This is a genomic window from Colwellia sp. MB3u-8 (assembly GCF_014076985.1).
In the GTDB taxonomy this organism is placed as follows: domain Bacteria; phylum Pseudomonadota; class Gammaproteobacteria; order Enterobacterales; family Alteromonadaceae; genus Cognaticolwellia.
Window position 1 is genome coordinate 415008 of record NZ_JACGVA010000059.1, and the last position, 14535, is coordinate 429542.

The 14535-nt window shown below is 38.5% G+C and carries 9 protein-coding genes; 5 read left to right on the forward strand and 4 right to left on the reverse strand.

Annotated features, from left to right (window positions below; translation table 11 throughout):
• Positions 1 to 232: 232 nt before the first annotated feature.
• Complete coding sequence (locus tag H4J54_RS08455; RefSeq protein WP_182190435.1) at positions 233 to 1753, forward strand: MFS transporter; 1521 nt, start codon at positions 233 to 235, stop codon at positions 1751 to 1753.
• Between the two features lie 780 nt (positions 1754 to 2533).
• On the opposite strand, the gene H4J54_RS08460 is transcribed toward H4J54_RS08455, so the two are convergent.
• The 4 genes from H4J54_RS08460 to H4J54_RS08475 form a co-directional block, all read right to left on the reverse strand.
• Entirely contained in the window at positions 2534 to 3691 is a 1158-nt protein-coding gene (locus H4J54_RS08460; protein ID WP_182184164.1) for an ROK family transcriptional regulator, read from the reverse strand.
• A gap of 144 nt (positions 3692 to 3835) precedes the next feature.
• A complete protein-coding gene (locus H4J54_RS08465; RefSeq protein ID WP_182190436.1) occupies positions 3836 to 5104 on the reverse strand; it encodes a glycerate kinase in 1269 nt (422 codons plus the stop codon).
• A 42-nt stretch (positions 5105 to 5146) separates the two neighbouring features.
• Positions 5147 to 6727: a sodium:solute symporter gene (locus H4J54_RS08470; RefSeq protein WP_182184159.1), complete on the reverse strand. Its 1581-nt coding sequence runs from the start codon at positions 6725 to 6727 to the stop codon at positions 5147 to 5149.
• Positions 6728 to 6856: 129 nt separating this feature from the next.
• A complete protein-coding gene (locus tag H4J54_RS08475) occupies positions 6857 to 9310 on the reverse strand; it encodes a TonB-dependent receptor plug domain-containing protein (RefSeq protein WP_182184157.1) in 2454 nt (817 codons plus the stop codon).
• Positions 9311 to 9564: 254 nt separating this feature from the next.
• On the opposite strand from H4J54_RS08475, the gene H4J54_RS08480 reads away from it, so the two are divergent.
• From H4J54_RS08480 to pgi, 4 genes are all read left to right on the forward strand, one after another.
• Complete coding sequence (locus H4J54_RS08480; protein ID WP_182184155.1) at positions 9565 to 10833, forward strand: MGH1-like glycoside hydrolase domain-containing protein; 1269 nt, start codon at positions 9565 to 9567, stop codon at positions 10831 to 10833.
• Between the two features lie 16 nt (positions 10834 to 10849).
• Complete coding sequence (locus H4J54_RS08485) at positions 10850 to 11830, forward strand: carbohydrate kinase (protein WP_182184152.1); 981 nt, start codon at positions 10850 to 10852, stop codon at positions 11828 to 11830.
• Positions 11831 to 11841: 11 nt separating this feature from the next.
• Positions 11842 to 13017: an AGE family epimerase/isomerase gene (locus H4J54_RS08490; protein WP_182184150.1), complete on the forward strand. Its 1176-nt coding sequence runs from the start codon at positions 11842 to 11844 to the stop codon at positions 13015 to 13017.
• Between the two features lie 16 nt (positions 13018 to 13033).
• A partial coding sequence (gene pgi, locus H4J54_RS08495; RefSeq protein ID WP_182190437.1) for a glucose-6-phosphate isomerase occupies positions 13034 to 14535 on the forward strand: 1502 nt, incomplete at its 3' end.

Consider the following 14535-nt stretch of genomic DNA (forward strand, 5'->3'; position numbering starts at 1 on the left):
ATAATTTGCTATTTAGCTACACGATATCTTAATAGCACTGTTATAATTACGCTTGGCTTAGCACGAAAATAAAGACTGGCTGACGTTGTTGCTTATACTGCGATGCCGCAATAAACATGCTATTTTTTGATAAGCTCAAATCAATGAAAAAGCTGACATATTGTCAGTTTTTTTCACGTAAAATCGGCAATAATTACTTTTATTTTTAAAAGTAATACCAAGGAATGTATTTGTGCGCCAAACCTTTATATCACTTTTTTCTCTATTTTTAAGTTGTTTTATCTTATTGTTAGGCATTGGTTTAATTAATGTTTTATTGCCGGTAAGAATGAATTTAGACGGATTGAGCACTGAATCAATCGGTATTGTTTTATCCTTATATTATGTCGGTTTGTTAATAGGCGCGCTGTACAGCACAAGTTTAATCAAAAGAGCAGGGCATATTCGAATGTTTGCTGGCTGCGTGTCATTAGGCGCGGTGAGTATATTAATTTGTAGCCTCTACTCAGAAGCTGTGCTTTGGGGCGCCATGCGAATAGTGATGGGGTTTTGTATCGCTTGCGCGTTCACGGCAATGGAGAGTTGGCTTAGTGATAGTTCGAGTAAAGAAACCCGGGGTCAAATACTAGCTATTTACAATGCTGTTGTACTGGCGGGGCTTTTTGGCGGGCAATTTTTTATCAATGTGGCCAACCCTCAAGATAATATGCTTTTTGTTATTGCCGGCATATTAATGTGTATAGCGATTATTCCTGTTGTACTGAGTCGCCATTTCGGGCCAGTGGTTGAAGAATTTAGTTCTATGTCTCTGCGTTTGTTATATAAACGCTCGCCACTTGGTGTGGTCAGTTGTTTTATATCCGGCATACTTTATTCTGCTGTTTTTAGTTTATTACCTGTGTTTGCAAAAGCCTTTGATATTACCGGTTTTCAGCTCTCACTTTATATGGGGGCGGCTATATTTGGCGCCTTTATTTTACAGTTCCCCGTTGGTTTTTTATCCGATCGTTTCGATCGGCGTACCGTCTTATTGGTGCTGTTGCTCATCTCTGCCAGTGCGGGGATTGCGGTGACTATACTAGCGCCGTTAGGGATCACATGGGCGGTATTTTTAGCGACGGCCATTACCTGTGGCATTATTGCTTGCACTTATCCATTAAGTATTACCGAAGCACTGGATAAGTTACGCCAAAGTGAAATAGTTGCCGCCATGTCGTCAATGATTTTAGCTTTTGCATTAGGTGGGGTTTTAGGACCTTATTCTGCGTCACTTGTGATGGATAAATTTGGTGGCGATGCATTATTTTATTTCTTAGCTTTTATTCAGTTATTGTTAGCATGTTTTGTGGTCTTTCGAATGACGGTGCGTCAGGCATTACCGATAGAAGAACAAGAGCAGTTTGTCATGCAAGGGTCGGTAATATCTTCTGCTGTTGAACTTGATCCTCGTACCGAGTATCACGAATCGCAATACCGGCCTTGTGCTGAAGTAGAAACAACACTCATGGTGGCAGAAACCGATCCAGCGCTTGCGGTGGCATTGTCTTTAGCCGTGGCAAAAATCAATGCACAGCGCGGTATAGAAGTGGCGGAAGCATTGGCAATACTACCTAATATCAATGTGTTAAATATGTTTCAAGCGATGAGTCATATTTTACCTGAGCATATAGCCGAGTTAACCTTAGCTTTAGTAACGGTTAAGCCTGAGCTTGGTAGTGAAATTGCGAAATTAACACCCTCTACTGAGTCGTAAAATCTGTCAAAATAGTCAATGGCTAGCTAAAAAAGTACAGATGTTAATAATATACACTGGCTATATCATTAATATAAATAAACGAAAGTCTGTAGCAAAACTGTAATTTTTATTCTGGTGATAACTAAGGGCTATCCACTTAGCCCGACCAACCACTACATGTTGTGGTTCTTTTCTTTTGTTATTTAGGTCTTGTTGGTGCGCATTGCGGAAGTTAGCCACTCGTTAATTTTAATGACCGCTTTAAGCTCATAGCTGCCGTTGGTGTTTCGCCTCTTAACGCTAACTAATGCCACTTTGCTGACCTTAGCATTTTTAGAGTTTTGACAAAAAATTTTGTATGTTTTGATCTACAGCGGACATGGCTTAACAACAATACTGTATTAGCCGTCTCCTGATAGCGGACGTTCACCATAGATGAAGATATGAGTTATTTGATAATAACTTTTTGCCAATAACCTGTTAAGCCTAAATGCGAAAAATGCCACCAAACCAGACAGTTGATAGTGCTGTTATACTATGCTGGATAAGGGTGCAATGCTTGGAAATTCAGGCAACCAGAACCATAGGATAATGACGTATAAGTTCACTTTATAAAATAATTAACAGGGGTTTCCAACACTTGAAAGTATCTAACTTTACCCAAAAGGGTGAGTGTCGCAATGTGGTTACTTGAGCGCTTACAACCAAATTTAACAATGGTTGCAGATTCCAAGAAAGATAATGATAATGGGGGGCAGTAAGTCCGTCATCATTTCATCAAGCTATTCAGTCAGTTTTTTATAAACATAATTTTCTTAATGGCAGACTTGAGGCGCCGACGGCTACTGGATTTTCCTGTACTCCAGCGGTGACAATTTTTGGTCTTGGTCGTTGAGATCCCCGACGAAATTGCGCATATACTTCAATTCTTGGAATCAATTTATCTGCCAAGGCAACAGGTATATGTCCGCCTAGTACAATGGCTTGAGTATCAAGCAATGCAGAACAAGCTGTGGCCACCAAATCCAGAGAATCTTGTACTTTATAAATCCACTCGTCTACACCTGGCCAATTCACATCAAAATGTTTATGCATATCGTAGATTGAATTTACCTCAATATTATTTTTGATCAAAATTCGCTTTAATAATGCCATATTAGGGTGGGAGTATATTTTAGAAGGCAACATATCACCCAACTCCCCAGCATTACCGTACGTGCCAAGTAAAATTTCATTGTTTGATACTAAGCCACCACCAAAAGCATACGAAATGAAAAAATAAACAAAGTTTTTATAGTTTCTGCCAACGCCGGCAATACCTTCACCTGCCGCCGCACCAGTTGCATCATTGACAACCCAAGTGGGTAAGTTGAAACGTGATGAGATAATTTCAGCAATATCGACTTGTGCCCATTCTTCAATCAGATGATGGGTGTTCATTTTGCCGTCCATCGAGCTAAAGAAACCAGAAATACCTACTCCGATACCCAGTACTTTTGATTCATGGATATGATTATTTTTCATTATCTTGGCAATAATGACCTCAGAATGCGATAAGACATTTTCAATACTCATGTCTTTAAGCTCTTCCAAGTGAGTCTCAATAACATTTCCTGCAAAATCCATTAATGCTATACCGATTGCATCAAGCAAGATCGACAAGCCGAAGCTGTAGGCAAATGACGGGTTAGCTTCCAGATCAAAACTTGGATTTCCTCTGGATGTAGACGATATTCTGTCAGTTTGACATAAAATCCCCCTATCCAAGAGGTTCTTTACCATACGTGAGACAGTTTGTTGTGGAATTTTTGTAGTCTCCACTATGGTTCTTTGATTGACGTTTTTTGACCAAAACACTAACTTTAAAACTTCTCTTTCGGCATCTTGAAATAACTTGCCACCTTTACTAAGCTCAAAACCACTTCTTAGATGAATACTGTTCTTTGATGAGAGCATAAAGCCGCCTTGTTTTAATTTAGCCTAATATAATACAGCAAGCGTTGTAGAAATATCAGTTTTAAACTTTATTATTTATAACCTTTTTTTTACAAGCCATTTTGTATTATATTGCCTCGTATCTGCTTGAGTTAGTAGTATAAATTAACCTTCAAAGGGATCAATCATAATGGCTCTAAAATCATTTACATTAGTATGTGTAGGGCCTGTAATAATTAAATCATTAAGCGGTTTAAAAAAGTTGTAGCTATCATTTGACGCTAAAAATTGCTCTGGTTGTAGTGCTTTTTCCTGAGCACGAGCTAAGGTTGTTTCATCAATATACGCTCCAGCAATATCTTCACTGCCATCAATACCATCGGTATCGCAGGCAAGCGCACAAATACCTTTTGCGCCGTTAAGGGCAATTGCTAGTGCGAGCATATATTGCTGATTTGGCCCACCTTGACCCGCATTTTTAGCTAAGGTAACTGTGAGTTCTCCTCCTGAAAATAACAGTGTTTTTTGTCCACTTTCATACGCCGCTAACGCAAGCGCTGCGTGTTGCTTAGCAACTTCATTCGCATCGCCTACTTCGTCATAATTGATCACGTGAATTTGCCACTTTGATAAATCAATAGAAGCAATAACTTTATCGATAGACTGACGTGCATTAGCCATAATACTTAATTTATGTCTATTAGCCTGAGTATCGATATTCTTTACTTTATTGGTATTAGTTTGCAATAGTGCTTTTTCAACCGAAGATATAGGCTGCCAGCCATATTTAACTAAGGTCGATAGCGCTTGTGCACCCGTAGTTGAGTTTTCTACAGTTGGACCTGAGGCAATAATTTTAGGATCGTCACCCACAACATCTGAAATGATTAAGGTGTGACTTTTCCCTTTGATTGCTTGTAAAAGCTTTCCACCTTTAACTTTAGAAAGCTGTTGGCGTACCCCATTAATTTCATCAATAGAAGCACCACAACCCAATAGAAATTTATTGAGTTGCATTTTCTCATCAAAGGTTACTTCATCTATCGGTAGTGACATTAATGCAGAGCCACCGCCTGAGATGAGAAAAATCACAGGAATATCTTCAGGTGTATCTTGGGCAAGTGCTAATATTTCTTTACCCGCAGCTTGACTATCCTTGTCTGGAATTGGGTGACCCGCTGTTAATATCTTAATAGTACCAATATTTTTTTCTGTGGTATAACCGTGGCGAGTGACAACCGTGCCATAACACTTATCACCAAAATATTCATACATGGTTTTTGCCATATCAACCGATGCTTTACCTGCACCAATAACACATAAGCCTTTACTGGCGTCAATATTTGACAAGTATTTAGGCATACAAACAGAGGGTAAACTCTCGTTGACTGCGATAATAAACAAATCTTGTAAAAAGATTTTTGACGAATTCATAAATTTGCCTTGCTGATGTATTAAAAGTGAAAGTAAATTGATTTAGATAAAAAGCATTGGAATAGAAAGACATACCGCAATCATAGCCACAAAATAGGACACGAGAATAACAATATCTTTTGTCGTTAAAATGTCATCTTTATTGGAAAGCAATGTTAACGAAGGGTTGTATTTTATCCGGTCATTATTGGTAAATAACAGCACCAAATAGGCCGTTAAACTGGTTACAATTAAACCCACTAGATTCCACCAAAACCAAAAAAGTTGCGGCACACAAAGCCATAGGAAAATATTAAAGGCAACACCCGCTAATAAACCGACATTAATTTGAATAGCGCTTAGTCGTTTATCAAAAACAGCTAAAATAAATATCGCTAAAATAGGACCATAAAATACCGAGCCTACTTTATTAATCGCTTCGATTACCGTTGCTGCAATATCGCCAGCATATAATGAAAGAGTTAGCGTAACTATACCCCAAAATACCCCAGTATATTTTGCATAGATCATGTAACTTTTATCATCGGGTTCTTTGTTGGTAATACGGCAATAATCTTCAACTGATACCGCTGAAAGTGAGTTGATTGTTGAGCTTAAAGACGACATTGCGGCAGACAAAATAGCAACAATTAATAAACCAATCATACCGTGAGGTAAATAATTGATAATAAAAACAGGCATCATCATGTCACTTTTACCCTCAGGGATCAGTTGAAGAAAGTTAGCGTCCGTTATGGCTAGCGTGCCAATAACTAATCCAGAAAAGCAGTAAAGTAAGGTAATAGGGAAACGTAAAAGACCATTCGCCATCATCATCTTTTTTAAGTCTGTTGTATTTTTAGCTGATAAAGCACGCTGCGCCTGTGTTTGATCACAACCATAGTAAGATGCGTACAAAACAATGCCACCAAAAACCATAGGTAAAAAGCCGAAACCATCACCTTCAGTGCCAAACGAAGAGAAATTGATAGCTTGTAAACGAGAATGGTCAACATTAGCAACTAACTCATCGATACCGCCCAAGTTACTTAAGCCAAAATAAACACAAGCGATAGTACCTAATATGATAATAACCATTTGGATGGCATCACCATAGACCACCGCCTTCATGCCACCTTGCAATGAATAAAGAAGCGTTATAACCCCGACAATAACAATAGATTGCCAAAGTGTAATCCCCATAGTGGCAATAAGTATCAGGGATACTGCATAAATCATAATACCGGTAGAAAATGCTCGACTAAATTGAAATACAAAACTAATTAATAAACGAGAAGAACGACCAAATCGTTGTTCTAAATAATCATAAATACTAACAACACCTGAACGATATAATACCGGCAGTACTGTTTTTAGTACTAAAATCATCGCAAGTGGTACAGCGAGTTCGTAAGACAGCCATTGCATGCCGCCACCTTCTCTTAGACCAACAAATGCGGGGGCTGAAACAAAACTGATTGCAGAGAGCTGCGTAGCCATAACAGATAAAGTTAACGGTTTCCAACCTACCGTACGCCCACCTAAAAAGTAGTCAGATTTGGTGGATTGACCACGTAATTTATACCCCATAAATATGAGTAAAAAAAGGTAAATACAAATAATACCGTAATCAAAGTAATTCATGAAAAGTGTATCCTAAAGTGAATATTACATTGAGATAAAGCATAGCAATTAACATTGCTATGCTTGAAAATTACATTGAGATAGAGCATGCCAATTAACATGACATGCTCTTAGGTTAGCGATTACCGATTAAAAATCGTATCGTGCAGTAATGCTAAATCTACGTGGTAAAATAGGACGACCAACGAAGAAATCTCCACCAGAAACCTGACTATTTCCTTGGCGCGGTGAACCTTCAGTAATTCCCTCACTGTTAAAAGCGTTAAACACCCCTAGGCCTAATCTAATTTGCTCATCATTAGCAAATTCCCAAGTATAACCAACATCAAAGGTTGCAATGCTGTGGCTGTCTAATTTTACCGTATTACTGTTATTGGCAAAATTATCGCCAAAGTAACTTACGGCTAAACGTGCATCAAGAAAACCATTGTCGTATGCTAAACCAAGGTTACCAGAGAACTCTGGTTGTCTGGCAGGTTCTAGACCATCATTAGCACCTTCTGAGAATTCAGCATTTTGATAAGTAACATTACCATCTACCGTAAATTCATCAGAAATATTCCAACGCGCAATGACTTCAGCCCCTTGGGTTGCTGTTGAAAGCGTAGTAACAGTTTCCTTAAGGCCACCAGAACCATCATTTACAAAATCAACGTTGCGTCTATTATCCAAGTTGGCCATAAACAATGAAGCATCAATGTATAAGTCATCAGGGAAATATTTAAAACCAATAGACGCTAGCGTGATATCTTCACCTTCGTAGCTTTGTGGTTCGCCATTGGTATCGAATTTAATACTTCTTAGTTGTGGGAAGAAATAACCTTGTGACGCATTAGCGTAAAGATTAAGGTTTTTGTCATCCATTTTATAAAGCACAGCCGCTGAGAATGCCGCTTCAGTAGTTGACACTTCACCGTAAGTAAATTGGCCATTACCTGCTTTATTAACTTGTAGGTTAGGCGCTAAACCAGGATCGTTAGAAACGGTTACAAACTCACTTCCTTCAGATTTTTGCGTGCCTGTTGCCTGCTCGACCCTAACACCCAAATCTATTGCCCAGGTGTCATTTTCCATTTGATCTGTGACGTAAATCGCTACGCGATCAGACGTTAAACGCTTATTGGTATAACTGGTACCAGGACCTACAACACCATTTTTAGAGTACTGAACTTCATTGCCTTGGTCATCAGTGAAAGACAGATCAACCAAGCGAGCATTTTTACCGTTAGAAAAATCGGCTAAATAACTTGATATAATATTGTAGTCCATCTGCTCTGCGTGAATAAAGAAAGTCCCTATATTAACGGTATGATCAAATGTGCTGCCTTGTAATGCACCGGTAAGGTTAAATTCAGTACTATAGAAGCTACCATCACGTTGGCGGTCTAATAAACGGTTACCAAATAAAAGATAATCGTCAGGTAAAGCATTACCTGTTTCAGACCATGTGTAGTTAGCTGTTCCGTATAAATCAGTTAAAGATTCACCACCGAAACCATGACTAGGGTTAGCAGCATAACCATCTTGCGGCTCAGGTGAGTTGGCTACGCCGTCACCATCAAGGAATAAGTTAAACGTATGTATGTAATCTGCCGCTTTTGCCTTACCGGTTAAAGTCCAAGTACTAGTAAGCTCTTTCTCGAAGTGGACAGCAAGTGAACCACCTTCTGTTGAAACGCCATCTCTAATTGTTGACTCATACTTACCTGTTGATGTTGGGTAAGATAGTTCAGCAGCCGCCACTGTTTGAGCAACGTATACCGTCTCACCGTCGTTACCGGTTAAACGCTCTCGGCTTCCTCCATCTAAAGGTAAAGGTAAGAAAAATTGTACTGAATCATTAATTAACTGACCTGAAACCTTCAAAAATCCATTATTGAATTCTTTAAGAATATTACCGCGTAATTGATAACCTTCAGTCGCTAATCCTGTATCTAATGGACCTTCATCGTGACGATAATAACCAGACATAGCATAGTATAAGTTTTCGTCACTCGATAAGGCGCCGCCAGTGAAAAAATCAGTTCTCATGCGGCCATCTTCTGCAAGTTCAACTTGAACAGTGCTTTCAGGAACATCAGAGCCCGTTTTTGAAATATAGTTAATGATACCAGCCACTGAACCAGGGCCAAATAAGTTAGAAACACCACCACCAACAAATTCTACTCTTTCGATACCAATATCAGGTCTAAAGTAAACATCTTGTGCTGAAGATGACATACCCGATTGAAATGAAGGCATACCATCATAATTTAATGGCGTAAATTGAAATTGCCCGCCAGAGGGTAAACCTCTAACAAAAGCATTGGTTGCAACTTCACCACCACCACCTTCTACTTTGATACCCGGCACACTCATTAGAATATCAGCTTGGCTAGTAAAACCTCGACGAGATATATCTTCATTGTTAAACAAGGTTGTTTTAGCGGGTGTGTTTGCTTCTGTACGTTTTACACTAGAGCCAGTGACAATAATTATTTCTGTATCATCTTTTTCTTTTTTTATTTCTTCTGCTGCCCATGCTGTACTTGCTGATGTTGCAAGCGCCATCATAATGATTTTTGATAATTTAGTTAGTTTCATTTTATTTCCCCATTTCTCATTTTACATGTTTATGTTTATTTTTTTAGTCATATTATTTTCAGCAATTTATCTATCAAAACTGAACTCAATATTTTTCACTTGGTTTAATTTTGTTCACTAATTACTCACTACAGTTAAGCATATAGTTTTTGCCATTACAACCCAAAATAAGTATTAATATCTTGATAAGTGACTTTGAATAGTGTTTTAATACCCACATCGGGTTCATGTAATGTTAAAAATTTGGGGATATTATGAAAAACAATGACAAATTAATAGAGCAAGCAAAAGATATTTTATATAAAAACGATGTAGATGGTTATACCGTACCAACACATGGTTTATATCCATTCCAATGGAATTGGGATGCCGCTATTACCGCTCTTGGTTGGATGAAATTTGATGAACCTAGAGCATGGCAAGAATTAGAATTTTTGATTAGTGGGCAATGGGAAGATGGCATGATCCCACATATTCTTTTCCATAAAGAATCTGATACCTATTTTCCAGGTCCTGATGTTTGGGGATCAGACAAGCTAGTTAAAAGTACTTCTATCTCTCAACCTCCAGTATTGACCACAATAGTCAAAATGCTTTTTGAAGAAGCAAAAGACGCTGAACTTAGAGATGAAAAACTAGCAAAAATTTTACCCAGTTTAATTCAATATCACCTCTGGTGGTATCGAGACAGAGATCCAGAAACAACAGGCTTAGTTGTAAGTTATCATCCTTGGGAATCAGGCATGGACAATAGCCCTGCTTGGGATGGTGCACTTGATGCTGTTCCTCAGGTAACTTGGGAATATCAAAGACAAGACTTGAATCATATCGATGCATCTGAAAGACCTCATAAAGAGCAATATGATAGATATTTGTACCTTGTCGAATTTTTTAAAAATAAACATTTTGATAGTAATGACATTTATCGTGATTGCCCTTACAAGGCGAATGACGTAAGTCTTATTTCAATTTTACAACGTGCGACTTTAGATTTACTTGCACTGTGCAAACAACTCAACGTGACAGGACCAGACATTGAAAGCTTAAAAGCAAGTGTGGGTCTAACAAAAAATGCAATAAACGACTTATGGTGTGAAGAAACTTCTTTCTTCTATTCTAAAGACTTAATAACAAACTCGCTTTGTAAAGTGAAAACAAATGCCGGATTTTTAACGTTATTTGGTGAGTTAGCTAACGATGAGCAAGCAGAAAAATTGGCTAAAGAAGCTGTTGAGTGGATGTCTGCTAGCGCTTATGCTATGGCATCAACAGACCCAAGAGAAAGCAAATACGAGCCACAACGATACTGGCGTGGGCCCGTTTGGTTACATATTAACTGGATGATTGCTTTGGGTCTTGAGTTGAATGGTTATTCTGAAACTGCTGAACAAGTTAAAGAAAAGACAGACATATTATTTAAAAAGTCTAAATACTTTGAATACTTTAATGCAGAAACTGGCGAAGGGTGTGGTGGCGACAACTTTTCTTGGACTGCGGCAATAGCTTTACATTGGTTGTTATAAAGTTTAGGAGAATAAAATGAATCCAGTAATTTGTTTTGGTGAGGCATTGATTGACTTTTTAATGATCAATGAACTTGATGAACAACCGTTATTATTAAATGAGTTTCGCCAATATCCGGGCGGAGCGCCTGCAAATGTTGCGGTAGCCATTGCCAAACTTGGTGGTAAAGCATTATTTGCGGGTCAAGTAGGTAAAGACTCCTTCGGGGATTTTTTACAAAATGCACTTGAGGTTTATCAAGTAGATACTAGATTAATGAGTCGTCATCCACAGGCTAAAACGGCCTTGGCTTTTGTTATGTTAGATAGTGTTGGCGAGCGAAGCTTTTCTTTTTATCGTGATCAAACGGCTGACTTGTTATTTGATAAAACTCAGGTAGGGCAAGACTGGTTCACTCCAGCGTCGATATTTCATTTTTGCAGTAATACATTAACGCAAAAAAATATTGCTGACACAACCCAATATGCTTTGTCATTGGCAAAGTTAAAAGGAGCTACTATTAGCTTTGATGTAAATTTAAGAGCTAATTTATGGCCTGAAGGCGTTGTTGAAAGAATAGAAGTAAATAAACTGGCCAAGCAAGTTGACGTATTAAAGTATTCTAAAGATGAACTGCTTTATCTTGCTGAAGGTGATGAACAAACATATATCAATAATTTGATTCACAATGGTGTTTCATTAATTTTAGTCACTGACGGTGCAGACATTATTCATTATTATTGCGCGAATGAATCAAGTCAGGTTGTTCCTCCAACCGTCAACGCTATTGATACCACTGCTGGCGGAGATGCCTTTATTGGTGCATTTTTATTTGGCTTAAGCCAAGTGAGTCAACCTAAGAAATTTCTGTCTCAAGCAAAATTATTTGTGCCATTGATATCATTTTCAGCACATTGTGGTGCTCACGCGGTTGCTCAACAAGGAGCATTTCCTGCATTACCTACGTTTGCCGATGTCAGTTCACATTGGCAAAATGTGCAAACGGAACAACTTTAGAGAGGTTACCAATGAATTTTTATAATGCTGAATTTTTAACAAACCATAGTCAATCTATTCTAGATTTTTATGATCCACGTGTTGTAGACAAAACGGGCGGTTATTTTCAAAATTTTTATGATGATGGTAAAACATTTAATGCCGGCTTTCGCCAATTAGTGAGTAGCACACGCATCATCGTCAATTATGCCATGGCGAGTATCGCTTTAAATAAACCCGAGTATCGTGAAATAGCCAAACATGGTCTTAATTATTTAGAGCAGGTTCATTGGCAAGAAAACACCCAAACCTATGCCTGGACCCTCGAAAATCACCAAGCGGTAGATATGACGCAACAGGCTTATGGTTATGCCTTTGTGTTATTGGCTTATGCGGCCGCCAAAAAAGCCGACATTATTAGTGCTAATACGCCACTTATTGCCACCTATGACCTACTTGAAAAACGTTTTTGGCAGCCAGAGTTTGGTTTGTACGCGGATGAAATTAATGTCGAGGGTGTTTTAAGTGATTATCGTGGCCAAAATGCCAATATGCATTTGTGCGAAGCGATGATAGCGGCTTATGAAGCCACCAACGAGATGATGTTTTTAGACAGAGCATTTTTGATTGCTGAAAATATTGTTCAACGTCAAGCCAGCCATACAGATGGTTTGATTTGGGAGCATTATCAAACAAACTTCTTACCTGACTGGGAATATAATAAAAATGACCCTAAAAATTTATATCGGCCTTGGGGATTTCAGCCTGGACATCAAACAGAATGGACCAAACTGTTATTAATGCTTCATCGCCATCGTCCCGCTGATTGGTTAGTTAAAGCGGCTAAAAGCTTATTTGATCGAGCGATGGAACTTGCTTGGGATAAAACACACGGTGGCCTTATTTATGGTTTTGATCCCCAAGGTAAATGGTGTGACGATGATAAGTATTTTTGGGTGCAAGCAGAAAGTTTTGCTGCCGCCGCTATGTTGTATCAAACCACCAAAGATGAAGCTTATTTAACGCATTACAATAATCTTTGGCAATACAGTTGGCAGCACATGATTGATCATCAACACGGTGCATGGTTTAGGTTACTCAATCGCAGTAATCAAAAATACTCGAACGAAAAAAGCAGTGCGGGTGCCAAGTGTGATTATCACTCGTTAGGTGCTTGTTTAGAAACGTTACGAACATTTTCGCTTTAATAGATAGGTTTTTCTTATGAATACAAATAACTTGCCTGCCAATCGAGTTTTACTCGAAAGCTGGAAATCTTTGGTTGAACATGCCAAGGAAATGAAAACTCAGCATATGAACGACTTGTTTAATGCAGACAAAGATCGCTTTGAGAAATTTTCGGTTCAATTGCCAGCAATGCTACTTGATTATTCAAAAAATCTTATTACCGATGAAACCTTAGCTAAATTAATTGCTTTGGCAAAAGATTGCGAAGTTGAGTCTTGGCGCGATAAAATGTTCGCGGGAGAGCGTATTAATCGCACAGAAGATCGTGCGGTTTTACACACGGCTTTACGCAATAGAAGTCAACAAGCGATAATGTTAGATGGAAAAAACATTACCGACGATGTTGAAGTGTCATTGAGTAAAATGAAAGCTTTTACCGATAAAGTACGGCAAGGAAAATGGCTAGGTTACTCAGGAAAACGCATCACAGATATTGTAAATATTGGGGTGGGTGGTTCGAATCTTGGACCGCAAATGGTTACTGAAGCATTGAAACAATACAGCGATGATAGTGTGAATGTTCATTATGTTTCAAATGTAGATGGTACGCAGATTGCCGAGGTTTTACGTCCATTAAAACCTGAGCGGGTATTATTTATCATTTCAAGCAAAACTTTTACCACCACAGAAACAATGACAAATGCAACCACTGCGCTAAATTGGTTAACGTCTTCCTCTTTTGATTACAAAGCCGTATCAAAACATTTTGTTGCTGTTAGTTCGAATAAAACTAATGCCATGGCCTTTGGCATTGATGAGAATAATATTTTTGATATATGGGATTGGGTTGGAGGGCGATTTTCATTATGGTCAGCCATTGGTTTACCTATCGCATTGGATATCGGTTTTGAAAAATTCATCGAACTCTTAGAAGGTGCGTATGAGGTAGACACCCACTTTCGTGAAGCACCTTTAGCAGAAAATGCGCCAGTTATTTTGGCCTTATTAAGCGTCTGGAATTGCACGTTTTTAGGCGCACAATCTCAAGCTATACTACCTTACGATCAATCATTACACATGCTATCGGCTTATATGCAACAGGCCGAAATGGAAAGTAATGGTAAGTCGGTCACTTGGGATGGTCATGAAATTGATTACCCCACGGTTCCTTCTATATGGGGTGAGCTAGGTATAAATGGTCAACATGCTTTTTATCAATATTTACATCAAAGTAATAATATTGTACCTGCTGATTTTATTGGTTCTGTAGAAAGTGTGACGCCCGTTCAAGGACACCATGAAACATTAATGGCCAACTTTTTTGCTCAAACTCAAGCATTAATGTCTGGCGTGAATGAGCAACAAGTTAGAGAGGATCTTAAAAGATCTGGGCGACCACAAGCCTATATTGACAAAGTAGCACCTCATAAAGTACATAAAGGAAACAGGCCGACTAATACCTTGTTAATGAAGCGAATATCGCCTAAATCGTTAGGCAGTTTAATCGCCTTATATGAACATAAAATATTTGTTCAAGG